This window comes from Rathayibacter sp. AY1E6, from assembly GCF_002931115.1.
In the GTDB taxonomy this organism is placed as follows: Bacteria; Actinomycetota; Actinomycetes; order Actinomycetales; family Microbacteriaceae; genus Rathayibacter.
The window spans coordinates 1-25,679 of record NZ_PSVK01000011.1; the positions used below are offsets into that span (position 1 = coordinate 1).

Here is a 25,679-nt window from a genome sequence, read left to right on the forward strand (position 1 = left end):
CCACCCGGACGCGCTGGATCGTGTTCAGGTCCATGCAGCGCCTCCGTCCCGCGCCCGTCGGGCGTCACACGGGTGGGGTTCACTGGGGGGAGACGCCCGACGGGCGCGGGACGGAGGCGCTGCATGGACCTGAACACGATCCAGCGCGTCCGGGTGGTGCGCGAGCGCTCCGAGCTGGCGGGCCGCGGGCCGCGCTCAGCGGTCATCGGAGGCGGCTCCTGGGTGTTCTCCCTCCCCCACGACCACCTCGACGAGCTCCTCGACCTGCAGGGATTCGCGTGGGAGCCGATCGTGCGCACGGACGCCGGGCTCTCGATCGCGGCGACCTGCACGCTCAGCGAGCTCGCCGCGATGCCCGACGCGGGCGACACCGCCCATCCGCTCTTCTTCCAGTGCTGCACGGCACTGCTCGGCTCCTTCAAGATCTGGAACGTCGCCACTGTCGGCGGCAACATCGCCAACGCCCTGCCCGCAGGACCGATGATCAGCCTCGCCGCCGCGCTCGACGCCACCGCCCTCGTCTGGCGGGCCGACGGCTCGGACGTCGCCGTGCCGGTCGCCGAGCTCGTGACCGGCAACATGACCACTTCCCTGGCCCAGGACGACGTCATCCGCTCGATCGAGATCCCGCTCTCCTCCCTCCGGGCGCGCACCGCGTTCCGCAAGACGGCGCTCTCCCCTCTCGGACGCTCCGGCGCCGTCGTCATCGGCCGCCTCGACACCGACGGCGCGCTCGTGCTCACGATCACCGCGGCGACCGTCCGGCCGGAGCGGCTCCGCTTCGCCGCCGTTCCCTCCTCGGCCGAGCTCGCCGCGGCCGTCGACGGCGTCGCGACCTGGTTCACCGACCCGCACGGAGCCGCCGACTGGCGCCACGCCGTCGTCCGCGTGCTCGCCGAGGAGATCCGCACCGAGCTGACCGGAGGCGCCCGATGAGGTTCACCGTCAACGGGGAGCCGGTCGACGCCTCCCCCCGCCCCGGCCAGGTGCTGCGCACCCTCCTCCGCGACCACGAGCACTTCGAGGTGAAGAAGGGGTGCGACGCCGGTGACTGCGGCGCCTGCTCCGTCCTCGTCGACGGGACGCCGTTCCACTCCTGCCTCTACCCCGCCCACCGCGTCGAGGGGCGCGAGGTGACGACCGCGGCCGGCCTCGGCACGCCCGAGGAGCCGAGCGCGGTGCAGGAGGCGTTCGTCGAGGCCGGCGCGTTCCAGTGCGGCTTCTGCACGGCCGGCATGGTGGTCACGGCCACGGCGCTCGACGGAGTCCGCGCCGAGGACGTGCCGCGGCTGATGAAGGGCAACCTCTGCCGGTGCACGGGCTACCGTCCCATCCGCGAGGCCGTGACGGGCGCCTGCGCGTCCGGGCACGGCGCGCACGCGGCCGAGCCGTCCGGAGCGGATCGCACGGAGGCCCTGGTCCGCGGACGGCACGCGGCCCCGCCGTCGGGTCTCACCCCCGTCCGCCGCACCGGTCGCCCGTCGGCCGAGGAGTCCCGGGTCGGCCGCTCGCTCGGCGCGCCCGCCGGCCGGCGGATCGTCCAGGGCCGCGAGCCGTTCACCCTCGACGTCGCCGTCCCCGGCCTGCTGCACCTGAAGGTCGTCCAGAGCCCGCACGCCCACGCGCGCATCCGCTCGATCGACACGACCGCCGCCCGCGCGATGCGGGGCGTCGTCGCGGTCCTCACCGCCGAGGACGTCCCGGACGTCCTCTACTCCACCGCCCGCCACGAGTCCCGGCTCGACGACCCGGACGACACCCGCATGCTCGACACGGTCGTCCGGTTCCGCGGGCAGCGCGTGGCCGTGGTGGTCGCGGAGTCGGTGGCCGAGGCGGAGGCGGCCTGCCGCGCCGTCGAGGTCGACTACGAGGTGCTGCCCGCCGTCTTCGACCCGGAGGAGGCGCGCTCGGCCGGCGCGCCGCTCCTGCACGCCGACAAGGATCCGATCGCCTCGCGCATCGCCCGGCCGGAGGCGAACGTCGTCGCGGAGCTCCACGGAGAGTACGGGGACGTGGCCGCCGGACTCGCGGAGGCCGACGTGGTCGTCGAGGGCCGGTACTCGACCTCCCGGGTCGCGCACACGGCGCTCGAGACCCACGGCACCATCGGCTGGCTCGAGGGCGGAGAGCTGGTGCTGCGGACCTCGACGCAGGTGCCCTTCCTCGTGCGCGACGAGATCGCGCGCCTGTTCGACCGCGATCCGTCGACCGTCCGCATCTTCACGGCACGGGTGGGCGGCGGCTTCGGCGGCAAGCAGGAGATCCTGACGGAGGACGTCGTCGCCCTCGCCGTGCTCGCCACCGGCCGGCCCGTGCAGTTCGAGTTCACCCGGAGCGACGAGTTCACGATGGCCCCCTGCCGACACCCGATGCGGGTCGGCGTCACGCTCGGCGCCCGGCGCGACGGACGGCTGACCGCCCTCGCCGTGGACGTGCTCTCGGACACCGGCGCCTACGGCAACCACGGACCCGGCGTGATGTTCCACGGCACCTCGGAGTCGGTCGCCGTCTACAGCGCGCCCAGCAAGCGCGTCGACGCGCAGGCCGTCTACACGAACAACCTCCCCTCGGGGGCGTTCCGCGGCTACGGCCTCGGGCAGGTGATCTTCGGCATCGAGTCGGCGATGGACGATCTCGCCCGCGAGCTCGGGATCGACCCGTTCGAGCTGCGGCGGATCAACGCGGTGCGCCCGGGCGAGCCGCTGGTGGTCACGCACGTCGAGGGCGACGACATCGGCTTCGCCTCCTACGGGCTCGACCAGTGCCTCGACCTCACCGAGGCGGCACTGGCCGGCGGCGGCGGCTCCCCCGCCCCCGACGGACCGGGGTGGCGGACAGGGCAGGGCACGGCACTGGCGATGATCGCCACCATCCCACCGCGGGGCCACTTCTCGGAGGCGACCGTCACCGTCGACGCCGAGGGCGTGCTGACCATCGGCGTCGGCACGGCCGAGTTCGGCAACGGGACGACCACCGTGCACACGCAGCTGGTCGCGAGCGCCTTCCGTGCCTCGGCCGACCGGGTGCGGATCCGCCAGTCCGACACGGACGCGGCCCGCTACGACACCGGAGCGTTCGGCAGCGCCGGCACGGTCGTCGCGGGCAAGGCCGTCCACTCGGCCGCGACGCGCCTCCTCGCCGAGCTGCAGGCGCTCGCCAAGCGGCTGACCGGGCACGACGAGACCTTCGAGCCCGACGACGAGGGCCTGCTCGCTCCGGACGGCACCCGGGTCGCGTTCGCCGATCTGGTCCGTGCGGCCGGCGGACCGGTCACCGCGACCGGGAGCGAGGACGGCGCTCAGCGCTCGCTCGCGTTCAACGTCCAGGGCTTCCGCGTCGCGGTGCACGAGCCGACGGGCGAGGTGCGGATCCTGCAGTCGGTCCAGGCGGCCGACGCCGGCTTCGTGATCAACCCGGCGCAGTGCCGCGGGCAGGTCGAGGGCGGAGTGGCGCAGGCGATCGGCTCGGCGCTGTACGAGGAGGTGATCCTCGACGGCGAGGGCACCGTGACCACGGCGATCCTCCGGAACTACCACATCCCGCAGATGGCGGACGTGCCCGAGACCGAGGTGCTCTTCGCGGACACCGCCGACGAGCTCGGGCCGTTCGGCGCGAAGTCGATGAGCGAGGCGCCCTACAACCCGGTCGCCCCCGCACTCGCCAACGCCGTCCGCGACGCGATCGGCGTGCGGCCGACCGAGCTGCCGCTCTCCCGCGACCGGATCTGGCGGCTCCTGCACCCGGACGCCGCCCCGGTCGCGTCCGTCGAGGCGGAGGCGCCGCCCGGTTGAACGACGACGGGCTGAGCGCCGATCGGCTGCCGCAGCTCAGACGCGCGACGCCAGCTCCGTGCTCGCCCGGGCGACCTCGCGGGCGATCGCGTCCTCGTCCGCGTTCACCAGCCGTCCCTCCCGCACCGTCGGGCGACCCTGCACCAGGAGCAGGCTCAGCGGGGGCTGCGCTCCGAGCGCGAGGGCCGCGACCGGGTCCGCGATGCCCGCGTGCTCGATCCCGTCGATCCGCCAGAGCGCGAGGTCGGCGAGCTTGCCGACCTCGATCGAGCCGATCTCGTCCTGCCGGCCGAGCACCCGGGCCCCGCCGATGGTGGCGACCGAGAGCGCCTGCCGGGCGCTCATCCGGTGGGCGCCGGCGCGCAGGCGGTTCATCAGCACCGCGGCGCGGATCTCGGAGCCGAGCTGACCGGACTCGTTCGACGCCGCGCCGTCCACGCCGAGGCCGACCGGGGCTCCCGCAGCCAGCAGCTGCGGGATCGGCGCGATGCCCGCCGCGAGCCGGCCGTTCGAGGACGGGCAGTGCGCGACTCCGGTGCCCGTGGCCGCGAACTTCGCGATCGCGTCGGCGTCGAGGTGGACGCAGTGCGCCATCCAGACGTCGTCGCCGAGCCAGCCGAGCGACTCCAGGTGGTCGGTGGGCGAGAGGCCGAACGCCTCCCGCGTGTAGGCGTCCTCCTCCACGGTCTCGGAGCCGTGGGTGTGCAGCCGGACCCCGAGCTGACGGGCGAGGACGGCCGACTCGCGCAGCAGGTCGGTGGTCACCGAGAAGGGCGAGCACGGGGCGATCGCGACCCGCACCATCGCGTCGGCGGAGGCGTCGTGGTACCGCTGGACCGCCTCTCCACTGGCCCGGAGCGCGGCCGCCGTGGTCTCGACGGCGAAGTCCGGCGGGAGGCCGCCCCGGGACTCGCCGAGGTCCATCGACCCGCGGGTCGCGTGCAGCCGGAGGCCGAGGGTGCCGGCCGCGTCGACGATACCGCCGACGATGTCGCCGGAGCCCCGCGGGAAGACGTAGTGGTGGTCGGCGACGGTGCTGCAGCCGGACCGGGCGAGGACGCCCATCGCGCCGAGGGCGGCGGAGCGGGTCAGGTCGGCGTCGATGCGGGACCAGGCGGGGTAGAGCGCGACCAGCCAGTCGAAGAGGATCGAGTCCTGCGCCCAGCCGCGGGTGAGCCACTGGTAGAGGTGGTGGTGCGTGTTGACGAGCCCGGGTGTGAGCAGGTGGCCTCGGCCATCGACCCGCGTGAGCGCGATCGCCTCCTGCGCCGGCAGGCCCGTCGGGGACCGTCCGTCGAGGGCCCACGCCGGAGGGTCGCCGGCTCCGACGGCGACGATGCGGGAGTCGTCGACGACGACGTGGCCGACGGGGTGCTCGGTCCCGTGCGCGTCGACGGTGGCGACGTGGGCTCCGGTGAGGACGTGGCGCTGCATGCCCCGAGCATGGCAGCGCGGTGTTTCGCGGCCGTTTCCCGCCGGAGTGCGAGCAGGCCGGCGCGATCACGACGGCGCGCCGTCAGGGGAGGACGTGCGGCTCAGCGCGCCGCGTGGATCGGGCCCGAGCGCCCCGCGAGCGGCTCCCCGGACGTCCCCGTGCGCGCGGCGAGGACCTCCGCGAGGATCGACACGGCCGTCTCCTCCGGCGTCGACGCGCCGATGTCCAGGCCGATCGGCGAGTGCAGGCGGGCGAGCGCCTCCTCCGTCACTCCCGCCTCGCGCAGCAGCCGCAGCCGCCGCTCGTGGGTGCGCCGCGATCCCATCGCGCCGACGTAGGCGACCGGGAGCGCGAGCGCGGTCTCGAGCAGCGGGATGTCGAACTTCTCGTCGTGCGTGAGCACCGCGATCACGGTGCGCGAGTCGACCTCGGCGCGGGCGAGGTGGTCGGACGGCCACTCGACCACGACCTCGTCGGCGCCGGGGAAGCGCTCGGCGGTCGCGAACACCGGACGCGCGTCGCAGACGGTCACGCGGTAGCCGAGCAGGGATCCGGCGGAGCAGAGCGCGGCGGAGAAGTCGACGGCGCCGTAGATCAGCAGGCGCGGCCGCTCGGCGTGCACGATGTAGGCGATCTCGAGCTCGGCGCTCCGGCAGGCGGTCTCGACCGTGGCCGAGCGGCCGGAGGCCAGGCGCGCCTCGCGCTCGGCGAGGATGCGGCGGGCGGTGTCCTCGTCCAGGTGCGGGCCGACGACGTCCTGGAGGCGCGTCGCTCCGGTGAGGACGAGGCCGATCAGCTCCTCCGGGCCACCGACGACGATCGCCAGCGCGGCCGAGCGGCCGGCGCGGGCGGCGCGCAGCTCGGCGAGGACCGCGGTGGAGCCGGAGTCGACGACCTGGCCGAACACGCGCAGCTGCCCCCCGCAGGACAGGCCCGCGGCGAAGGCCGCCTCGTCGTCGAAGCCGAAATGCTCGGACGCGCTGCCCGAGGTGCCGAGCACCTCCTGGGCCAGCGCGTACGCCTGCGCCTCGACGCAGCCGCCGGAGATCGAGCCGATCGCGCGCCCCTCCGCGTCCACCGCCATCGAGGAGCCGAGAGCGCGGGGAGCCGAACCGAAGACGTGGGTGACCGTGACGACCGCGAAGCTCCCGCCCGCCTCGACGCGCTCGAGCAGGGGGTCGGCGATGTCGAGCACGACGGCCTCCTCTTCTCGGACGGGAGGCGACGGCGCCGGGGCTGCGGGGAGGCCGGGCGGAGCCGCCGACGGGCGCTCACACGCAGGAAACATGCCGAGTATAGGGTCGATCCATGCCTGACGACGCTCCCTTCCTCGACCTCGTGATCCGCGCCTCCGACGTGCTGACCGAGAACGGCCGGCGTCCGGCCAGCATCGCGATCGCCGAGGGCCTGATCGTCGCGGTCGGCGAGCGGGACGCCCCCTGGCGGACCACGGAGGAGATCGTCCTCCCCGAGGGCCAGGTCCTGATCCCGGGGATCGTCGACACCCACGTGCACGTCAACGAGCCGGGCCGCACGGAGTGGGAGGGCTTCGCCTCCGCCACCCGCGCGGCCGCCGCCGGGGGCGTCACCACGATCATCGACATGCCGCTGAACTCGATCCCGCCGACCACCACGGTGGCGGGGCTCGAGGCCAAGCGCGCGGCCGCCGGGCCGCAGGCGCAGGTGGACGTCGGCTTCTGGGGCGGGGCGATCCCCTCGAACCTCGGCACGCTGCGCGAGCTCCACGACGCGGGCGTCTTCGGCTTCAAGTGCTTCCTCTCGCCGAGCGGAGTAAACGAGTTCCCGCACCTGAGCCGGGAGCAGCTCGTCGAGGCGATGCGCGAGATCGCCGCCTTCGACGGACTGCTGATCGTGCACGCCGAGGACCCGGCCGAGCTGGAGGCGAGCGCGCTGGAGCCCGGCGCCTCCTACGGCGCGTTCGTCGACTCCCGCCCGCCCGCCTCCGAGCGCAGCGCGATCCTGCACGTGATCGAGGCCGTCCGCGAGACCGGCTGCCGCGCGCACATCCTGCACCTCTCCTCCGCCGACGCGCTGCCGCTCCTGCGCGAGGCCAAGGCCGAGGGGCTGCCGATCTCCGCCGAGACCTGCCCGCACTACCTCACCTTCGACGCCGGCTCGATCCCCGACGGCGGCACGCAGTTCAAGTGCTGCCCGCCGATCCGCGACGAGCGCAACCGCGAGCTGCTCTGGAAGGGGCTGCTCGACGGGACGATCGACATCATCGCCTCGGACCACTCCCCCGCCACCGCCGAGCTGAAGCTCCCCGCGGGCGGCGACTTCGGCGTCGCCTGGGGCGGGATCTCGGGACTCGAGCTGAGCTTCCGCGCGGTCTGGACCGGGGCCCGCGAGCGGGGCATCCCGCTCGAGCAGGTCGTCGCCTGGATGTCCACGGCGACCGCCGCGTTCGCCGGGCTCGGCCAGAAGGGCCTGCTGCACGCGGGATCCGACGCCGACCTGGTCGCGTTCGACCCGGAGGCGCAGTGGCGCGTGGACGTCGACGCCCTCTCGCACCGGAACCCCGTCTCGGCCTACGAGGGCCGCGTCCTCCGCGGCGCCGTCGCCGCCACCTGGGTCGGCGGCCGACGCGTCACCGCCGCGACGGTCCCGCCCGCCGGGCGCCTCCTCAGCCGCCCCTGACCTCGACCCGCCGATGCCCCGCCTCCCTGACGACACCTCGGGGAGCTCCCCCGCTCACGCCGAGCGCCGCCGTGTCATCGGCAGGTTTCGAGTGTGTGAACGGAGGCGGGTCGGAGCCGCGGAGCGGGCGGATCGCACAAGACTCGGAGTCCCGGCGGCGGCTCCTCGGGATGCTCCGCCGGTGCGCGGAGCCCCCGGCAGGCGCGAGGCTGGCAGACGGGCTCGCAGGAGCCGCGAGCAGGACGGGCACCACCGCGTGACCAGGCCCGGCCGCACGGAACGGACAGGAGCGGACATGTCGATCATCCTCGGGGACCACCAGTACGGGAAGGCCGAGAACCGCGTCGTGCGGATCTACCGCGAGACCCCGCGGCACGAGATCCACGACGTCAACGTCTCCACGGCCCTCCGCGGCGACTTCGAGGCCGCGCACCGAGAGGGCGACCAGTCGGCCGTTTTGCCCACGGACACGCAGAAGCAGACGGCGTACGCCTTCGCCAAGGAGAAGGGCCTGCGCTCGATCGAGCCCTACGGCCTCGAGCTGGCCCGCCACTTCGTCGACGGCTACGAGCCCGTCCACGGCGCCCGCATCGAGATCGAGGAGTTCGCCTGGGAGCGCGTGCTGGTGGACGGGCGCGAGCACGACCACACCTGGGTCCGGAAGGGCCAGGAGACGCGGATCGCGTCGGTCACGGTCGAGGGCTCGGGCGAGGAGCGGCGGATCTGGATCACCGGCGGCTTCAAGGACCTCACGATCCTGAAGTCCACGGGGAGCGAGTTCCACGGCTTCCTCACCGACCCGTACACGGTCCTCCAGCCGACGAACGACCGGGTGATGGCGACCTCGCTGGTCGCGAAGTGGCGCTTCGCCCTGAGCGAGGACGAGATCGCGGCGATGGACTGGGAGGCGGTCTACGCGGGCGTCAAGGCGCTCATGACGAGCCGCTTCGCGACCGTGCACTCCCTCGCCCTCCAGCAGACGCTCTTCGAGATGGGGAAGGCGGTCCTGGAGGAGTACCCGCAGATCGTCGAGATCCGTCTCTCCGCGCCGAACAAGCACCACTTCGTCTACGACCTCTCGCCCTTCGGCGTCGAGAACGACAACGAGGTCTTCCACGCCGCCGACCGCCCCTACGGGCTGATCCAGGCGAGCGTCACCCGCGACGACGCGCCGCCCGCGGGATCCGCCTGGACCGCCTACACGGGCCTGGTGTGACCGGCGCCGGGGGCGTCCACCGGGGGCACGTGCTGCACGTCGCCGGGGGTGCGACGCTCGCGACCGCGCGGGAGTCGCTGGTGTCGATCCCGGACGGCGCTCTCGCCGTGGACGAGGACGGCACGATCGCCTGGGTCGGTCCGTACCGCGAGCTGCCGGACCGCTTCGCGCTCCTGCCGGTCTCCGGCGACGCCGCGTCGGTCCTGCTGCCCGGCTTCGTCGACGCGCACGTGCACTTCCCCCAGACGTTCTCGACCGACGGCTTCGGCGGCGGCCAGCTGCTCGAGTGGCTCGACCGGACGGTGTTCCCCTCGGAGGCGCGGCTCGCCGACCCGGAGTTCGCCGACGTCGTCGCGCGAGCCTTCACCCGGCGGCGGGTGGCCGCGGGCACGACCGCCGCGATGGTCTTCGGCTCCGCGTTCCCGGCCGCGCAGGACGCCCTCTTCGAGCGCACCCGCGAGGCGGGGCTGCGTATCGTGTCGGGGCGCGGGATCCAGACCACGGGCCCGGCCTCGGCGGCGCCCCTGATCACCTCGGAGGCGGAGGCGCTGACGCTCGCGTCGGAGGAGATCGACCGCTGGCACGGGAGGAACCCGCTCCTGCAGGTCGCGCTCGTCCCGCGGTTCTCGCTGTCCGTCACTCCCCGGACCCTCGGAGCGCTCGGCGACCTCTACGACGACGTCCGCGGACGCGGCGTCTACGTGCACAGCCACCTCAACGAGAACGACCGGCCCGGCGACGGCGAGATCGCCGCCGTGCTCGGCTCGTACGGCACCCGCAGCTACCTCGACACCTACGACGGGCTCTTCCTGCCCGGCTCCGCGAGCGGCGGCTCCTCCCTCCTCGGGCCGCGCACGATCCTCGCTCACGCCGTGCACTGCCAGGATGCGGAGCTGCACCGGATGGAGGAGACCGGCACCTCGATCGCCCACTGCCCGACCTCGCAGCAGTTCCTCGGCTCCGGCACCATGCCCTGGCGCCGGACCGTCGCCTCGGGGGTCACCGTCGCCCTCGGTTCGGACGTGGGCGCGGGCGACGAGTGGCTGCTGGCGCGAGTGGCGAACGACGCCTTCAAGGTGCACCTCTCGGAGCCCGGCGACGCGGCCGTCGCCCTGCATCCGGCCGAGCTCCTGTTCACGGCGACGCTCGCCGGCGCGCGGGCGCTCGACCAGGAGGAGCGGTTCGGCAGCCTCGACCCCGGGAAGGACGCGGACTTCCTCCGCATCGAGCCCGACCGGTGGGAGCCGCTCGCCGACGTCCTCGCCCACGGGATCCGCGCGGACGACGAGGAGGAGGCGACGGCCCAGCTGCTCTTCGCCCTGCTGATGACCCTGCGCGAGCCGGCGATCGCCGCGGTGCACGTCCGGGGCAGGCGGATCGTGGCTCCGGAGTGACGGGGCCGGCCCGGGAAGCGCGGTGCGGACCGCGCGCACCCGGCCGTCAGCGCAGGCGCAGCGCCAGGAACAGGTCGGCGCGGTCCGCGGTGTCCGACAGGTCGCGCTGCGTCAGCTCCTCCACCCTCGCGATGCGGTACCGCACCGTGTTCAGGTGCAGGTGCGTCTGCTCCGCCGTGCGCACCCACGAGCCGCCGCAGTCGAGGAACGCCGCGAGCGTGGCGACCAGCTGCGAGCCGTAGCGCGCGTCGTGCTCGACGAGCCGCCCGAGCACCAGCTCGACGAACACCGAGCGCAGGTGGTCGGGGACCGCGCTCAGCAGCTGCACGGCGGAGGTGACCTCCCCGGAGTCGCTGACCCGCACCGGAGCGTCGTCGCCAGGAGAGCCCGGCAGCAGCATCCCGTAGCGTGCCGAGCGGAGGGCGCCGCCGAGCGCGGGCAGCGGAGTCGCGGCGCTCGTCCCGACGCGCAGCACGGCGCCCGGCCACGCGGCTCCCGCTCGTCGCAGCGCCGAGGTGACGACGGCGAGCGGATCCGCGCCGGTGGGGATCGCATCGGTCGCCTCGGTGGGCAGCACCGCCACCGCGCAGCCCTGGGCGTCGCGTCCGACCACGGCGCGGCCCAGGTGCGCGGCGGCGTCGACCAGGACACGGCGCGCCAGGTCCGGGGGCGCGTCGCCCTCGAACTCGGCGGCGACCACGGCGCACCGCCCGGCGCCGCCGAGTCCGAGCTGCCGCAGGTACACCGCGGCCTCGGGCTGCTCGCTGTCCTCCTCCACGAGCTCGAGCAGGCGGTCGGCGAGAGCGGAGTCGGCCGAGAGCGCCGCCTCCCGCTGCAGCCGGTAGACCCCCACGACTCCGGCGAGCTCCGTCACGGCGTCGAGTACTGCGGCGGGCCAGTCGTTCCAGTCGCCCCCGACGACGACCAGCCAGGAGGTGGCGCGGTGCTCGCCCGCGCCTGCGACGGTGAGGACCGACAGGGCGCCGCCGCGGGCGTCCGCGACCACGACCGGGCTGCGCCGGGCAGTGAGCGCCGCGTGCACGACCCGCTCGATCTCCCCCAGCCCCAGGGGCGAGGCGGAGGCCGCGGTCCGGCCGGTGGCGGTCAGCACCGACACGGGGAGTCCGAGCTCGCGCGAGGTGCGCGTGACGAGCTCGTCGAGCTGCTGCCCCCGGTAGACCTCGGTCAGCAGCTCCCGCTGGCGGGCGAGGGCGGCCGTCAGCCGGGCCACGCGGTCGCCGGCGAGGGCGTTCGACAGGTGCGCCGTGATCGCGCCGAACGACACATCGGCCGGCACGGCGATCAGCGGGACGTCGTGCTCGCGGCAGGCGACGACGAGGTCGTCCGGCACGAAGCCCAGCAGCCCCTCGCCGGCGAGCAGAGCGCTGGCACCCGAGTCCGCGACCGCGGCGACGAAGGCCGCGCTGTCCTGGGCGTCCCGACGCCAGACCAGACCGGTCAGCACCAGCTGGTCGCGCGAGATGTAGCGGCGCGGGTCGAGGAGATCGGTCGTGAAGATGCCGTCGACCGGCCGGGCGAGCGCTCCGTCGCCGGCGACCAGCACGCGCAGCCGCAGCTGCGGCGCGTCGAGGACGTCCTGCAGCTGCATCAGCTGCCCCGGTAGGTCGAGTAGGCGAAGGGGCTGAGCAGGAGCGGGATGTGGAAGTGCGCCTCCTCGTCGTCGAGGCGGAAGGCGACGACGACCTCGGGGTAGAACGACTCGGTGCCCGAGGCGGCGAACCAGGCGCCGGTGTCGAAGACGACCCGGTGCACCCCGGCGGCCAGGCGCTCCGGCCCGAAGGCCGCCACGCGGCCGTCGTCGTCGGTGCGGGCCTCGGCGAGGCGCTCCCAGCCGGAGCCGACACGGGCGTCGAGAGCCACCGGGACCCCGCGCGCGGGGCGGCCGCGGACGGCGTCGAGCACGTGGGTGGTGACGCGGCTGGCGTGCCCGCTCATCGTGCGGCCTCCGCCCGGACGAGGCGCTCGTCGTCGAGGCCGCGGACCCGCAGCACCGTGATCTCCCGCAGCTGCTCCGCGACGATGCGGGCCTCCGTCTCGTCGTCGAGCCCGAGTCTCCGCTCCAGCTCCGCGACGACCTCGGCCCGGTCTCGGCCGGCCGCGCGGAGGAGGAACACGCGCCCGAACCGCTCCTCGTAGGCGCGGTTGCCGGCCAGCAGCCGCCGGGTCAGCTCCTCGTCGCCCGTGCGGCTCGCCGCCTGCTCCGCGGCCGAGAACGCGGAGGAGCGCCCCGCGCCCGCGTGCCGCTCGCCGATCCGGGGGTGGTCGGCCAGCGCCGCCTCCACCTCCTCCTCGGTGAGCGTGCGCGCGGCCCGCTCGGCCGCGTCGGCGAGCGCGTCGGCCGACGGGTAGGGCGCGCCGGAGGCGACCTCGTCGGCCCAGCGGGGGACGGCGAGGCACGCGAGCAGCACGTCGCGGGCGGTCTCGGATCGGGTGTCGGTCATGCGGTCTCCTTCGTCCGGCGGAGCAGGGGCTCGGCCTGCGGCACGATGGTCGGATGGATCTGGTCGGGAGTCGGGACCTCGTCGGGCTGGTGCTCGCGGCGGGTGCGGGGCGCCGGGCGGGCGGCCCGAAGGCGCTGCGGCGCGACGCGGCGGGAGTTCCCTGGGTGGAGCGGGCCGCCGAGAGGCTCCGCGCGGTGGGCTGCGGGCGGGTGCTCGTGGTCCTGGGCGCGGAGGGCGGACGGGCGCGCCTCCTGGTGCCGCCGTCCGCGGACGTGGTCGTCGCGGCGGAGTGGGAGAGCGGCCTCTCGGCGTCGCTCCGCGCGGGTCTCGCCGCGGCCGAGGGCGTCGCCGCGCTGGTCGCCCTGGTCGACCTGCCCGAGGAGCCGCCGAGCGTGGGGGCCCGGCTGCTCGCGGAGGCGCCGGTCGCGCCGGACGTGCTCGCCCGCGCGGTCTTCCGCGGTCGGCCCGGTCATCCGGTGCTGCTGGGACGGGACCACTGGCCGGAGCTCCTCGAGGGCGTGCACGGCGACTCCGGCGCGCGCGACCTGCTCCGCGCGAGGGGCGCGCGGGGGGTGGAGTGCGGCGATCTGTGGTCGGGAGCCGACCGCGACGGGCCGGACTGAGCGGTTCACGCCAGGCCCGCGTCGTCGAGGGCGGCGGCCAGCGCCCGCCAGGCCAGGGTCGCGCAGACGGAGCGGACGGGATTGCCCGCCACCGCGAGCAGCGCCTGCTCCTCGCCGGCGAGAGCACCCTCCCGGTGCGCCATCGCCGCGAGGAACGCGTCGATCCGCTCCCGTACCGCCGGCGCCGGCAGCCCGTCGAGACCGTCCACGAGCAGCGACGCGGATCCCCGTGAGACCTCGCACCCCCGCCCGCTCCAGGCGAGGCGCACCTGCTCGACGCCGCCGTCGACGCGCAGCTCGATCCGGTCGCCGCAGGTGGGGGTGATCAGCTCGGCACGGCCGAGGGACGGAGTCGGGTCGGCCTGCCCGACGGGGTCCTTGGCGTGCGCACGGATCAGCTCCGCCGCCTCGCTCACGGCCGGTCCTCCAGCTCGGCGAGCTCCGCGTAGGCCGTGCTGATCCCGGCGATCCGCTCGCGCGACTCCCTCGGCGACGCCCCGAGCACTCCGGAGGCCACGAGCGCGACCGCGCTCATCGCCGCCGCGTAGCTGTCCAGCGCCGTGCCGCTGTCGACCGGGCACTCCAGCCAGACCGCCGCGTGCTCCGCGTAGCGCCGGGCGGGCGGATCCGCGAGGAGCACCACGGGCACCTCGCGCGCGGCGAGCGTCCCGATCAGGGCGGCGAAGGAGGCGGGGCGGCGGCGGAAGCCGACCAGCACCACGACGTCCTCGGCTCCGAGCCCCTCGAGCTCCTCACCGAGCGACTGGCCGGGCTGCGGGGCGATCCGGACGCGTCCGCGCGCCTGCGCGAGCTGCTGGCGCAGGTGCAGCGCCACCGGGTAGCTGTTGCGCAGTCCGATCACGACGACCTCGCGCGCTCCCGCGATCAGCCGCACCGCCTCCTCCAGCCGCCCGTCGCCGAACGCGGCGGCCAGCCGGGCCAGGTTCGCCCGCTCGCTCTCGAGGTGCGCGGCGAGCGGATCCCCCTGTCCCTGCGCGGGACCGACCGGCACACCGGAAGACCGCAGCGCCCGGGCGTGCTCGCGCACCTCCTGCGAGTTCGAGAACCCCAGGCGGCGGAACAGCCGCGAGACCGTGGCCTTGGACACTCCGCTGTGCTGGGCGAGCTCGGTCGCCGTGTAGACGGCCAGGTCGCCGAGGTGGTCGAGGATGAAGTCGGCCGCCCGCTGCTCCTGCCGCGACAGCGCGGCGTAGCCGGCATCGATGCGGTGACCGATGCTCGTCGAGGGGGCCGGGGCGGGGGTCACGCGGTCTGCGTCCCGTCGGCGAGCGCCAGCACGGCCGCCTCGAACGCGTCGAGCGCGGTCGCGACGTCGGCCTCGGTCACGTTCTCGTCCGGGTGGTGGCTGACGCCGCCCTCGCAGCGGAGGAAGAGCATCGCGTACTCGGCGAGGTCGGCGACCGCCATCGCGTCGTGGCCGGCCTTGGAGAACAGCACCATCGGCTCCGCGTCCCCGGTCGCGCGGATGCCCGCGCGCACGACGTCCTGCAGCCGAGAGGAGGCGACGACCGCGGGGGCCGAGTGGGTCTCCTCCACCGTCAGCGCGAGACGGCGGCGCGACGCCGACTCCGACATCGCGTGCTCGATGGCGTCCCACGCCGTGTCGCGCTGGGCGTCGGTCTCGGCGCGGAGGTCGAGGCTGAACTCGACCCGGCCGGGGATGACGTTGACCGCGCCCGGGAAGGTCTCGAGCCGGCCGACCGTGGCGATCACGCCCTGCTCCCGCGCGATGCGCTCCACCGCGAGCACGGCCTCGGCCGCCCCGGTGAGCGCGTCGCGGCGGCGGTCGAGCGGAACTCCGCCCGCGTGCCCGGCCTTGCCGGTGAGGGTGAGTGCGAAGCGGCGGGCGCCCGCTATCGAGGAGACCACGGCGAGGGCGCGGTCCGCCTCCTCCAGGTAGGGGCCCTGCTCGATGTGCGCCTCGAGGTAGGCGAGAACGTCCTGCGCGTCGCGCGCGGCGGTGCGGATGCGCGAGGGGTCCAGCCCGAACTCGTGGAACGCCTCGACGAGCGTCGTCCCGTCGGCGTCCTCGAGCTCCCACCAGTGCTCGTCCCAGGTGCCGGCGAGGGCGCGGGAGCCGAGGAGCGCTGTGCCGAAGCGGGTGCCCTCCTCGTCGCCGAACGCGACGACCTCGACGGCGAACGGCAGGCGCCGGCCCGCCCCGTGCAGGCGCGACACCACGGCGATCGCGAGCATCACGCCGAGGATCCCGTCGTAGCGGCCCGCGTCGGGCACCGTGTCGAGGTGCGAGCCGAGCAGGAGCGCCGGGAGTCCCGGAGTTGCGCCCTCGTAGCGGCCGCACTGGTTGCCGGCCGCGTCCTGCCAGGTGCGCATGCCCGCCTCGGTCATCCAACGCGCGGCCATCGCGTTCACCCGGGCGTGCTCGGGCGAGAGGTAGACCCGCTCGATGCCGTCGCGGCTGGAGGAGACCGCGGCGAGCTCGTCGCAGCGGGACATGATCGCGGCGGCGTCGAGGGCGGGGGCGGCGGTGGCGGCGGGGGGCGCGGTCGTGGTGGCGGGGTCCGTGGTGGTGCCGGTCATGCGCGTGCCGCCCCGTAGACCTCGTAGGCCCCCGCGACTCCGCCGCCCACCGGCACGGAGGCGCCCGCGCGGCGCAGCACCGCCTCCAGCGCCGCCAAAGTGGTCAGCACCGCGTCCGTCCGGGCGTTGTAGCCCATCGTGCCGATGCGCCAGACCTTCCCGTGCAGCGGCCCGAAGGACGTGCCGATCTCGATGCCGAAGTCGGCGAGCATCTCCCCGCGCACCGCAGCACCGTTCACGCCCTGCGGGATGCGCACCGCGACGACGTTCGTCATCTTGTGCCCGACGTCGCCGAACACCTCGAGATCGAGGCCGCGGACTCCGGCGAGCATCGCCGACCCGTGCAGCGCGTGGCGGGCGACCGTCTCGTCCAGGCCCTCCTCGACGACGATGCGGGCGCACTCGCGCGCGCCGTAGAGCATCGTGGTCGCCTCGGTGTGGTGGTTGAGGCGGCGCGGCCCCCAGTAGTCGAAGATCATCCCGAGGTCGAAGTAGTTGGAGCGGACGCGGCGGGCGCTGACAGTGTCGCCCTCGTCGCGGATCCCCGCCTCGATGCTCCTGCGCGACTCGATCACCGCGACGGCCTTCTCCGAGAAGGTGACGGGAGCCGATCCGGACGGGCCGCCCAGGCACTTCTGGAGCCCCGCGGTGACCGCGTCGAGCCCGAGCTCGTCGGTCGCGAAGGCGTTGCCCGCGAGGGAGGCGGTGACGTCGGTGTAGAAGAGGGCGCCGTGCTTCTCGCAGAGGGCGCCGAGCTCCTCCAGCGGCTGCGCCATGGTGGTCGACGTGTCGCCGTGGACCACGGCCAGCATCTTCGGCTTCACCCGGGCCAGGGCCTCGGCGATCGCCGAGACGGGGAAGACCTGCCCCCACTCGGCCTCGATCACGTGCACCTCCGCGCCGCAGCGCTCTGCGATCTCCCGGAGGAGGTGCCCGAACCGCCCGAAGACCGGCACGAGCACGCGGTCGCCCGGCTCCAGCATCGAGACCAGCGCCGCCTCGATGCCCGCACGGCTCGTGCCGTCGACGAGCATCGTCTTCTCGTTGCGGGTGCGGAACACCTGCCGGTACAGCTCCTGCGTCTCCGTCATCGTCGCCGTCATGAACGGGTCGTACTGCCCGACCAGCTGCGCCGACATCGCACGCAGGACGCGCGGATCCGCGTTGATCGGGCCCGGCCCCATCAGCAGGCGCGGCGGCGGATCGACGGGGAGGAACGGTGCGGGCGCGGTCATGGGCCACCTCTTCACGAGCGGGAGAGAAACAGTCGTTTCACCCGGAGAGCCTATGCGACGGACGTTTCGCCGGTGTTTCGCGGTGTGGCGGGGGTCGTCGGGGAGGGTCGCGAGACGCTGGTCGGCAGGAGGGCCGTGATGGAGGGAAGGGCCTCCGGACGGTGATCGAGGACCGGATCGTCGCCCTCACCTAGGCGTCGATCGCGATCATCTTCGGTGTGGTGTTCATCACTCAGAGCGAGCGGATCTCTGCGCGGGCCCGAGATCAGCTGCGGAAGCACGGGCAACGGGCCCGGCCTTCGGGGCAGTCGCCGTTCCTGACGGCCGCGGGCGGAGCTCTCCTCGTCGTCATCGGCGTCCTCGTGGTCCTGCTGACGGCGACGTCGGTCCTGTGCGGATCGTCCTGATCCGGTTGATCGGAGCCGGCTCGACGTCCGCTGGTGCGGCGAGCCTCCTCCACAGGGCCGTCCGGCGAGCGGGTTCTCCCGATCGGACGCACCTGCGGCCCGCGTGTCGGTGGTCACTGGTTCAATACGGGTATGGCGGATGGGATGCGGCAGGGACTCGAGGAGGTCCGCGCCCTCGGCGACCGCGCGGCGCTGCTCGCCCGCTCGGCGGCTCCGCTCCACCTCGCCTCCGCCGAGGCGCTGCACGAGGCGTACACGGCTGCTCTGCGTCGCCCGGAGGCGTTCGCGCGCGGCGGGTCTCCCGCCGAGTCGCGCGACCTCGTGGAGCGCTCCGTCCGGGCCGAGCTCGCCGTCGCACTCGCCGTGTCCGAGCGTGTGGCCGCGCGCGAGCTCGAGCACGCCCGCCTGCTGGTCGACCACCTGCCCTGCACGCGCGCCGCGCTGGCCGAGGCGCGGTTGCGCTGGGAGGCGGGGCAGATCATCTGCGGAGTCGCGGCCACCCTGCCGCCGGCCACCCTCCCGGAGTTCGACGAGCGCGCCGCGGGACTGGCCGCCTCGATGACGCCGACCCAGCTGCGGCGATGCCTGACCCGGCTGCGGGACGAGCTCCACGAGAGTCCTCTGGCCGACCGACACGCCCGCGCTCGGGAGGACCGGTCGGTCCGGGTCTCGCCCGAGCAGGACGGCATGGCCACGCTCTGCGCGACCCTCCCCGCTCCGGCCGCTTTCGGTGCGCTCGCGCGGCTCGACCGGATCGCCCGCACCCTCCGCGACGGGAGCGGTGCAGCGGAGAAGCGCACGCTCGCGCAGCTGCGGGCCGACGCCCTGGTCGACCTGCTCTGCGACGGCGACGTGTCCGGCACGGCGCCGGGCGACGAGCGTCCGCGCACGTCCGCTCGCGGCATCCGGGCCGAGGTGCGTCTGACCCTCGCCGCGAGCACCGCGGCCGGGCAGGACGAGACCCCCGCGGAACTGGACGGCTACGGCCTCATCCCGGCCGGCGTCGCGCGCGAGCTCCTCGGAGCCGACTCGGCCGTCACCCCGGTGCTCACCCATCCGAGCACGGGCGCCGTGGTCTCCGTCGGACGCACGCACCGCCTCCCTCCCCCGCGGATGCGCCTCGCCCTCCAGCTGCGCGACCGGACATGCCGCTTCCCCGGCTGCACCCGGCCCGCGGCGACCGCCGAGGCCGACCACACGCTCGAATGGCGTCACGGAGGTGCCACCGCCCTCGACAACCTGGCGTCGCTCTGCGTCGCCCACCACCACGTCCGCCACGGCGACCGCTGGACCTACACGCTCCACCCCGACGGATCGGCCGACTGGACCACCCCCACAGGCCGCCGCGTGGTCACCCGTCCACCCGATCCGCCCGCGCCGCCAGCCCCGCCGCAGCGCAGGCCGAGCTTCAGCGATGCGCCGCCCCCGTTCTGACGGCGGAAGGAGCCGCGCTCCTGCGGGCATGCTCCAGCGCGTGCTCCAGCGGGCGTGCTCGTGCACGCCCGCTCGCGCCGCGCGGGTCCGATCCACCGGCCTGTCTCAGCCGAGGGCCGAGCCGTGGAAGACGGTCGTCCGACGCGCCCGCCGACGAACCGGTCCACCGAGCCCGCACTCGCTGCACCCGGGCCCGTTCCACCCTCCGGGCTCGGCGCCCGTGCTCACCGCTGAGATCGCACCCGAGGACAGCGATCACCGCAGCGACTCGGGCGCGACGGCGCAGCTTCCGCTTCGGATCCACGACGAGGGACGGAGCGACGGAGGGACGGAGGGACGGAGGGACGGAGCGACGGAGGGACGGAGCGACGGAGGGACGGAGCGACGGAGCGAGAGAGAAAGAGAAAGAGAAAGGGAGAGGGAGAGGGAGAGGGAGAGGCGGCGAGCGGGAGAACGGGTCACGGCGTCCGCCCCGATTCGCGACGAGGGAGAGAACGAGCTCCGGGCGTGGCCCCTCTCAGAGCATGCCGGCCAGCTCCAGCAGTGCGAGATCCGACCCCCGCGGTCCCACCAGGCAGAGCCCCACCGGAGCGCCGCCGACACTCGACCGCGGCACCGACAGCGCCGGATACCCGCCGATCCCGGCGACACAGGTCAGGCCGAGCGTCGCCGTCCGCGCCGCGTCGATCGCCTCGGCCGACGCATCGAGGGCCGGCGCCACCGACGACGTCGACGGCAGGAGGAGCACCCGCCCCTCGAGCGCACGGTCGAGCGCCTCCCGGAACCCCGCGACCCGCGCCCGTGCGGCCGCCTCCGTCTGCTCGTCGACGAGCGAGGCCGCGTCGAAGCGCGCCTGCACGTCCGCCGCCAGCACTCCCGGATGCGCCGCGACCCACGAGCCGCTCGACCGCCACGCCTCCGCCGCCTGCACGAGCCGGAACGCCTCGAGCATCTCCGCCACGGGGGGCAGCTCGACCTCCTCGGTGCTCATCCTCCCGACGGCCGATCCGAACGCCGCCCGGACGGCCGCGTCCACTCCGCCCAGCAGTGCCGGCGCCACCGCGAGACTCCGCACCGGCGGGCCGGACGGCAGGCAGACCTCGGCCACCCGCCTCAGCGTGCCGAGGTCCCGCGTCAGCCACCCGACGGTGTCGAAGCTCGGCGCCAGCGGCAGCAGCCCCTCGACGGGCACTGCACCGTGGGTCGTCCTCAGCCCCCACAGGCCCTGGTAGGAGGCGGGTACCCGGATCGATCCCGCGGTGTCGGTCGCCAGCCCGACGGCTGCCTGCCCGAGCGACACGGCGGTCGCCGGTCCGCTCGACGATCCGCCCGGGATCGCTCCGGGCACGGCCGGATTGGGCGGCGTCCCGTAGCCGGAGTTCCGGCCGGCGATGCTGTAGGCGAACTCATCGGTCTGAGCGATCCCGCGCACCGACGCTCCCGCTGCGAGCAGCTGCGCGACGGCCGGAGCGGTCGCCGCCTCGATCGGCGCGGAAGCGAGGCGGGCCGGCACTCCCGCGCCGATCCGCTGGCCCTCGATCGCGAAGAGGTCCTTGACCGCGACGTCCAGTCCGTCGAGGGTCCCGGAGCCGGCGGCCGGCACGAGCGGCGCGCCGACGGCCCGCCAGACACGGGGGTCCAGCGCGGGCGAGGGCGCCTGCACCTGCGCGGCGCGCACCCTCCAGGTCCCGCCCTCGCGCGACCACAGCTGCGTGACGAGCCCGCGCCCGCCACGGGCCGGAGCGTTCACGCTCACCACGAGCGCCGTGCCCGCATCGACCGCCCTGACGTGCAGCTCCATCAGCTCCCGCACCGGCGCCCCGCCGCGACGACCCCGGAAGCCGGTGATCACCGCGTGGCCGACGAGCAGCCCGGAGGCGTCGCCCCGGAGCGTCGTCGGCGCTTCTACAAACGCGTCGGCGAGCGCCGCGACGTCGTCCGCCCCGAGCGCCGCCTCGTACGCCAGGACCGCGTCCACCAGCCCGTCCGGCAGGTCGCCCTCGAGCGTCGTCACCCGCGGGTCAGTCATCGAAGTCGGCCGTCCGGACGCGTGCGTGCACGCCCTTCACCAGGTCGACCACCTGCGAGATGTCGAAGTCGGTCGCCGCGCTGAGGTAGGCGTAGGCGTGAGCCGGGTCCATCCCGTAGCGGGCCGCCAGCAGCGCGATGGCCGCGCGGACGCACTTCTGCACGGCGACGTCCAGGTCCTCGTCCATCCCGGTGGGCACGAGGAACTCGCCGGTCTCCCCCATCGGCCCGAGCAGCTCCCCGAACGCCGCGAGCGCCTCGGCGCGCGGGACGACCTCCAGTCGCACCCGGACGCGCAGGCTCGCCTCCATCGCCGTCAGCGCCACCTCGCCGTCGCCCTGCGCGAAGTGGGGATCGCCGACGTACGCGAGCGCGCCCGGGACCTGCACGGGAAGGTAGAGGCTGGTTCCGGCGGTCAGCAGCGCGATGTCGATGTTGCCCCCGTGCGCACCGGGCGGCACGGAGTGCGGGCGCTCCTCCCCTGCGACGGCGACGCCCATGATCCCGAGGAACGGCCGGAGCGGGAACCGGGCGGCCCGCTCCCCTCCCGGCACCAGCGGGATCACGCCGCGGAGACCGCCCTGCGCGTCCTCATCGACGCGCGCGAAGACGCTGAACGGCCCCTCCTGCAGCGGGTACTCGCCCGGCAGCGCCCCGCGGCCGTGCCGGTTCGAGACGACTCCGTACGGCACGCGCGGCTCGGCCTCGAGGAGGGTCATCCGGAGCAGGTCCCCCGGCAGCGCTCCCCGGACCGCGATCGGCCCCGTGACCACGTGCGGCCCGTCCGTCTCGCCGTCGCGGAACGGCCCGTCCGCGGCGAGCGCGACCGCGTCGCGCAGCACCCCCTCCGGAGCGACTCCGTGGCGGCCGAAGAAGGCGACCGGATCGCGGCCCTGATCCTCCAGCACGCCCTCGTGGCTGAGCGTGTCGATGACGACCTCGGCCCCCGAGTCGACGGTGAGCACGGGCGCGTCCGCCGCGCACGGCAGGCGCCCCCACAGCACCGAACCCGGCTCGGCCGGCAGGTAGTCCACCCCCGGCGGCACTCCCTCACCGGGCTGCACCGCCCACTCCGTCCACCGCATGCGCGTCCGCCTCCCGCGCGGCCCGTCCGCGCCGTCCGACCCTAACCGCGCCGTGTTTCGAGCATGTGCACGCGTGTGCCACGATTCTCCAGACCCGCCCCCGACGACAGGACTCCCGTGTTCCGACGCCTGCGCACCCGCTCCGAGGGCGCGACCCTCGGCCTGATGCTCGCCCTCACCTTCTCGACCGGCATCATCGACGCCGTCGGGTACCTCGGGCTCGACCGCGTCTTCGCCGGCAACATGACCGGCAACGTCGTCATCCTCGGCATGGCCCTCTCCGGCGCGGCCGACCTGCCCGTGGTCGGGCCCCTGATCGCGCTGGGCGCCTTCATGATCGGCGCCGTGATCGGCGGCCGGGTGCTCCGCCCGGTGAAGAAGGGCTGGACCTCGCGCTCGACCTGGCTCTTCGCGGTGGTCGGCATCCTGCTCGGCGTCCTGGCGATCGTGCTCGCGGTCGTGCCTGAGCACCCCGAGCCGCTCGCCTTCACCGTCACCGGCGTACTGGGCGGGGCGATGGGCCTCCAGGCCGCGACCGCCCGCCACCTCGCCGTCAAGGACGTCACGACGGTCGTCGTCACCTCGACGATCACCGGCCTCGCTGCGGACTCCCGCCTGGCGGGTGGTTCCGGTCAGCCGTGGTTCCGCCGCGCGGCGGCGATCGTCCTGATCGCCGCGGGTGCCGGAGTCGGCGCGCTCGCCCTGCTGGTCGGACTCTGGCTCGGCCTGGCGATCGCCGCGGTCATCACGCTCGTCGCGACGCTGCTGGGCGAGCTCGTCGTCCACTCCCGGTACGCTCCGGCGCCCGCCGACGCCGCCGCCTGAGGCGGCGCCTCCCGGCGCGTCAGCGCGGCAGTTGCTGGCAGTGCGGGCAGAGGTGCGAGGAGCGGTTCATGAACGGCACCCGCACGATCGCCGCGCCGCACCGGGCGCAGGGCTTCCCCGTCTGCCCGTAGGCGTGCAGGCTGTGCGAGAAGTAGCCAGAGGCACCGTTCACGTTCACGTACTGCGCATCGAAGCTGGTGCCGCCCTCGGCCAGCGCCCGTTCGAGCACCGAGCGCACCTCGGCGAAGAGGCGGCGGATGCGCGCCTCGCCGAGCGACGAGCTCGGCCGCTCCGGGTGCAGCTCCGCCGCCCACAGCGACTCGTCCGCGTAGATGTTCCCGATGCCGCTCACGAGCGTCTGGTCGAGCAGCGCCCGCTTGATCCCGCTGCTCCTCCTCGCCAGCGACGCGACGACCGAGCCCAGGTCGAAGGAGGGGTCGAGCGGATCGCGGGCGATGTGCGCGACCTGCGAGGGCACGGCGCGCAGCCAGCCGCCTCCGCGGACCTCCTCGCCCGCGTAGCCGCCCGGCGCTCCGTCCGGGGTCGGCACCAGAGCGTCGACCGCCATCGAGCCGAAGATCCGCTGGTCGACGAAGTGCAGGGCGAGCTCGCCGTGCTCGGGGTGCTCGATCCCGATCCGGATGCGCGCCAGCCGCGGCAGCGCCGCATCCGCCGTGCGCAGCAGCACCTGGCCGCTCATACCGAGGTGCACAAGCAGCGCCTCGTCGCAGCCCGCGGGCAGCCAGAGGAACTTCCCGCGCCGCACCGCCGCTTCGAGCCGGCGCCCGACGAGCAGGCGCTCGAAGGTCCCGTGCGGATGCACGTGCCGCTTCAGCGAGCGCTCGTCGACGATCTCGACGCCGGTCACCAGGGAGCCGGTGACCGCGGGAGCGAGACCCGCCCGCACCACCTCGACCTCGGGCAGCTCGGGCACGGTCAGTCCGAGACCGTTGGAGCGACGGGTGCGCCGGGGGCCGCCAGACGCGTCCACGCGTCGAGCGCGGCGGCCATCTCGGCCGCCTTCTTGCTCGTCCCCTCGCCGCGGGCGGTGACGAGTCCGCCGACGATCACGGTGGCGACGAACACCTTGTTGTGGTCGGGGCCGGTGGCGGCGATCTCGTAGCGCGGGGCCGGCGCACCGCGCTCGGCGGCCGCCTCCTGCAGGCTCGTCTTCGGGTCCATCGAGACGCCGAAGCGGAGCGGATCGGCCCGCAGAGGGGCGATCAGGCGCAGCACCAGGTCGCGGGCCGCGTCGGGACCGGTGCCCAGGTAGACGGCGCCGATGATGGCCTCGACGGTGTCGGCGAGGATCGACGCCTTGTCGCGGCCGCCGGTCAGCTCCTCGCCGCGTCCGAGGCGGAGGAACTCGCCCAGGCCGATGCCGCGGGCGATCTCGGCGAGCGCGACGGTCGAGACGAGGCTCGCCCGGCGTTTGGCCAGGTCGCCCTCGCTAAGGGCGGGGTACTCGGTGTAGAGCATGACGGTCACGGCCTGCCCGAGGATCGAGTCGCCGAGGAACTCGAGGCGCTCGTTGTGCGGGATGCCGCCGTGCTCGAAAGCGAACGACCGGTGCGTCAGGGCGAGCTCGAAGAGCTCACCGTCGAGGCTCACGCCGAGCGTGGCCTCCAGACGCGACCGGTCGTCGCTGGAGGGTCGTGCGGAGGTCTGGTTCACCATGGACCGCGGTCCGTTCGTCGAGAGGCGGTGCGCCCCGCGCCGTGCGGACCAGGAGCGGGATCAGACGTCGGCGACCTTGCGGCCCTTGTACTCGAGGAACAGCGCGGTGCCCGCGGAGTCCTCGACGACCTTGGCGCGGTGGGGAAGGCTGTAGACGACCTTGCCGTTCTCGATGGTCTTGACGAGGGTGGGGACCTCGGCCTTCCACTGCGAACGACGGGCGTGGGTGTTCGCGCGGGACTTCTTCCTCTTGGGAACAGCCATGATTCTCTCTTCTCTACCTCTAGTCGGATTCGGTGCGGGCGGTCGCGCCCTCACCGCTGTCTGCGGAAGCTCTGTCGGTGGAAGCTCCGGGCGCTGCGGCCCCGCCGTCCCCCTCGCTCAACCCTGCGAGCGCGGCCCACCGGGAGTCGCGCGGCGCCTCGGGTTCGGGCGTGGAGGAATCGGCCAGCCGCTCCCCCGTGACGGGGTCGAGGCCCGGACAGTCCGGCCGGCAGACCGGCTGGAACGGCAGCGACAGAACCACCGCATCCCTGACCAGAGGTTCAAGATCCACGTGGTCGTCGTGAACCTCATAGTCGAAAGCTTCGTCAGAAGAGTACGCGAAAAGTTCCTGGAACTCGACATCGACAGGCAGGGAGATGTCGGTCAGGCACCGGCTGCACTCGCCGTCGGCCCTCGCCGACACCTCGACACTGGCCAGGATCCCCTCGTGCACGGACTCGAGCCGGACGTCGAGATCGACGGCCGATCCCTTGCGGACCGCGACGATCCCCTCGCCGAACTGCTCCGGCGCCTCGAGCTCGAGGCGGTGCTCGCGCATCTCTCCCGGTCGCCTCACGAGGTC

23 protein-coding genes are annotated in these 25,679 nt (G+C 74.5%); 8 read left to right on the forward strand and 15 right to left on the reverse strand.

The window, feature by feature from the left end:
- Positions 1 to 123 precede the first annotated feature (123 nt).
- Both C5C46_RS10340 and C5C46_RS10345 read left to right on the forward strand, forming a co-directional pair.
- Positions 124 to 936 carry an FAD binding domain-containing protein gene (locus C5C46_RS10340; protein ID WP_104226640.1) on the forward strand — a complete coding sequence of 271 codons (813 nt, stop codon included), beginning with the start codon at positions 124 to 126 and terminating at the stop codon, positions 934 to 936.
- Positions 933 to 3,791 carry a molybdopterin cofactor-binding domain-containing protein gene (locus C5C46_RS10345; protein WP_104226641.1) on the forward strand — a complete coding sequence of 953 codons (2,859 nt, stop codon included), beginning with the start codon at positions 933 to 935 and terminating at the stop codon, positions 3,789 to 3,791. Before C5C46_RS10340 ends, C5C46_RS10345 begins: the two co-directional genes overlap by 4 nt.
- Before the next feature lie 36 nt (positions 3,792 to 3,827).
- Here the strand turns inward: C5C46_RS10345 and C5C46_RS10350 are convergent, their stop codons facing one another.
- On the reverse strand, positions 3,828 to 5,225 hold the full coding sequence (locus C5C46_RS10350) for an 8-oxoguanine deaminase (protein ID WP_104226642.1): 1,398 nt from the start codon (positions 5,223 to 5,225) through the stop codon (positions 3,828 to 3,830).
- A 101-nt stretch (positions 5,226 to 5,326) separates the two neighbouring features.
- Entirely contained in the window at positions 5,327 to 6,421 is a 1,095-nt protein-coding gene (locus C5C46_RS10355) for an XdhC family protein (RefSeq protein WP_219812293.1), read from the reverse strand.
- A gap of 113 nt (positions 6,422 to 6,534) precedes the next feature.
- Between C5C46_RS10355 and allB the strand changes: the two genes are divergently transcribed.
- The 3 genes from allB (at position 6,535) to C5C46_RS10370 (ending at position 10,494) form a co-directional block, all read left to right on the forward strand.
- Positions 6,535 to 7,884, forward strand: a complete 1,350-nt coding sequence (gene allB, locus C5C46_RS10360; protein ID WP_104226644.1) for an allantoinase AllB — start codon at positions 6,535 to 6,537, stop codon at positions 7,882 to 7,884.
- Between the two features lie 295 nt (positions 7,885 to 8,179).
- Positions 8,180 to 9,100, forward strand: a complete 921-nt coding sequence (gene pucL, locus C5C46_RS10365; protein ID WP_104226645.1) for a factor-independent urate hydroxylase — start codon at positions 8,180 to 8,182, stop codon at positions 9,098 to 9,100.
- Positions 9,097 to 10,494 (forward strand): amidohydrolase family protein, encoded by a 1,398-nt coding sequence (locus C5C46_RS10370; protein ID WP_104226646.1) that lies wholly within the window; start codon positions 9,097 to 9,099, stop codon positions 10,492 to 10,494. The genes pucL and C5C46_RS10370 overlap by 4 nt, the downstream gene beginning before the upstream one ends.
- Positions 10,495 to 10,540: 46 nt before the next feature.
- Here the strand turns inward: C5C46_RS10370 and C5C46_RS10375 are convergent, their stop codons facing one another.
- From C5C46_RS10375 to uraD, 3 genes are read right to left on the reverse strand one after another with little or no spacing between them, the layout of a single operon-like run.
- Entirely contained in the window at positions 10,541 to 12,103 is a 1,563-nt protein-coding gene (locus tag C5C46_RS10375; RefSeq protein WP_104226647.1) for a PucR family transcriptional regulator, read from the reverse strand.
- Positions 12,103 to 12,450 (reverse strand): hydroxyisourate hydrolase, encoded by a 348-nt coding sequence (gene uraH / locus C5C46_RS10380; protein ID WP_104223494.1) that lies wholly within the window; start codon positions 12,448 to 12,450, stop codon positions 12,103 to 12,105. The genes C5C46_RS10375 and uraH overlap by 1 nt, the downstream gene beginning before the upstream one ends.
- Entirely contained in the window at positions 12,447 to 12,956 is a 510-nt protein-coding gene (uraD, locus tag C5C46_RS10385) for a 2-oxo-4-hydroxy-4-carboxy-5-ureidoimidazoline decarboxylase (RefSeq protein ID WP_104226648.1), read from the reverse strand. The genes uraH and uraD overlap by 4 nt, the downstream gene beginning before the upstream one ends.
- A gap of 53 nt (positions 12,957 to 13,009) precedes the next feature.
- Between uraD and C5C46_RS10390 the strand changes: the two genes are divergently transcribed.
- Positions 13,010 to 13,579: an NTP transferase domain-containing protein gene (locus C5C46_RS10390; RefSeq protein WP_104226649.1), complete on the forward strand. Its 570-nt coding sequence runs from the start codon at positions 13,010 to 13,012 to the stop codon at positions 13,577 to 13,579.
- Between the two features lie 5 nt (positions 13,580 to 13,584).
- Here C5C46_RS10390 and C5C46_RS10395 read toward each other — a convergent pair whose 3' ends face one another.
- From C5C46_RS10395 to C5C46_RS10410, 4 genes are read right to left on the reverse strand one after another with little or no spacing between them, the layout of a single operon-like run.
- Positions 13,585 to 13,995, reverse strand: coding sequence for an iron-sulfur cluster assembly scaffold protein (locus C5C46_RS10395; protein WP_104226650.1), 411 nt, complete (start codon positions 13,993 to 13,995; stop codon positions 13,585 to 13,587).
- Positions 13,992 to 14,846, reverse strand: coding sequence for a MurR/RpiR family transcriptional regulator (locus tag C5C46_RS10400; protein WP_219812189.1), 855 nt, complete (start codon positions 14,844 to 14,846; stop codon positions 13,992 to 13,994). The genes C5C46_RS10395 and C5C46_RS10400 overlap by 4 nt, the downstream gene beginning before the upstream one ends.
- Positions 14,843 to 16,141: an allantoate amidohydrolase gene (locus tag C5C46_RS10405; protein WP_104226651.1), complete on the reverse strand. Its 1,299-nt coding sequence runs from the start codon at positions 16,139 to 16,141 to the stop codon at positions 14,843 to 14,845. Before C5C46_RS10405 ends, C5C46_RS10400 begins: the two co-directional genes overlap by 4 nt.
- Positions 16,138 to 17,376: an alanine--glyoxylate aminotransferase family protein gene (locus C5C46_RS10410; RefSeq protein WP_258059437.1), complete on the reverse strand. Its 1,239-nt coding sequence runs from the start codon at positions 17,374 to 17,376 to the stop codon at positions 16,138 to 16,140. The genes C5C46_RS10405 and C5C46_RS10410 overlap by 4 nt, the downstream gene beginning before the upstream one ends.
- A gap of 551 nt (positions 17,377 to 17,927) precedes the next feature.
- On the opposite strand from C5C46_RS10410, the gene C5C46_RS10420 reads away from it, so the two are divergent.
- Positions 17,928 to 19,217, forward strand: a complete 1,290-nt coding sequence (locus C5C46_RS10420) for an HNH endonuclease signature motif containing protein (RefSeq protein ID WP_181136516.1) — start codon at positions 17,928 to 17,930, stop codon at positions 19,215 to 19,217.
- Positions 19,218 to 19,734: 517 nt separating this feature from the next.
- On the opposite strand, the gene C5C46_RS10430 is transcribed toward C5C46_RS10420, so the two are convergent.
- Both C5C46_RS10430 and C5C46_RS10435 read right to left on the reverse strand, forming a co-directional pair.
- Positions 19,735 to 21,246 carry an AtzH-like domain-containing protein gene (locus tag C5C46_RS10430; RefSeq protein WP_104226655.1) on the reverse strand — a complete coding sequence of 504 codons (1,512 nt, stop codon included), beginning with the start codon at positions 21,244 to 21,246 and terminating at the stop codon, positions 19,735 to 19,737.
- Complete coding sequence (locus tag C5C46_RS10435) at positions 21,239 to 22,330, reverse strand: acetamidase/formamidase family protein (RefSeq protein WP_104226656.1); 1,092 nt, start codon at positions 22,328 to 22,330, stop codon at positions 21,239 to 21,241. The genes C5C46_RS10430 and C5C46_RS10435 overlap by 8 nt, the downstream gene beginning before the upstream one ends.
- A gap of 117 nt (positions 22,331 to 22,447) precedes the next feature.
- Here C5C46_RS10435 and C5C46_RS10440 point away from each other — a divergent pair, with 117 nt between their 5' ends.
- Positions 22,448 to 23,155, forward strand: coding sequence for a YoaK family protein (locus C5C46_RS10440; protein WP_308470741.1), 708 nt, complete (start codon positions 22,448 to 22,450; stop codon positions 23,153 to 23,155).
- 19 nt (positions 23,156 to 23,174) lie between these two features.
- On the opposite strand, the gene mutM is transcribed toward C5C46_RS10440, so the two are convergent.
- Genes mutM through C5C46_RS10460 form a run of 4 tightly spaced genes read right to left on the reverse strand, consistent with a single transcriptional unit; the run spans position 23,175 to position 25,655 of the window.
- The gene (gene mutM / locus C5C46_RS10445; protein WP_104226658.1) at positions 23,175 to 24,089 is read right to left on the reverse strand and encodes a bifunctional DNA-formamidopyrimidine glycosylase/DNA-(apurinic or apyrimidinic site) lyase; all 915 of its coding nucleotides are present in this window, start codon (positions 24,087 to 24,089) and stop codon (positions 23,175 to 23,177) included.
- A 2-nt stretch (positions 24,090 to 24,091) separates the two neighbouring features.
- Positions 24,092 to 24,832 carry a ribonuclease III gene (rnc, locus tag C5C46_RS10450; RefSeq protein WP_104226659.1) on the reverse strand — a complete coding sequence of 247 codons (741 nt, stop codon included), beginning with the start codon at positions 24,830 to 24,832 and terminating at the stop codon, positions 24,092 to 24,094.
- Between the two features lie 60 nt (positions 24,833 to 24,892).
- Entirely contained in the window at positions 24,893 to 25,096 is a 204-nt protein-coding gene (gene rpmF / locus C5C46_RS10455) for a 50S ribosomal protein L32 (protein ID WP_104223482.1), read from the reverse strand.
- Positions 25,097 to 25,115: 19 nt separating this feature from the next.
- Positions 25,116 to 25,655 carry a DUF177 domain-containing protein gene (locus tag C5C46_RS10460; protein ID WP_104226701.1) on the reverse strand — a complete coding sequence of 180 codons (540 nt, stop codon included), beginning with the start codon at positions 25,653 to 25,655 and terminating at the stop codon, positions 25,116 to 25,118.
- Positions 25,656 to 25,679: the final 24 nt, after the last annotated feature.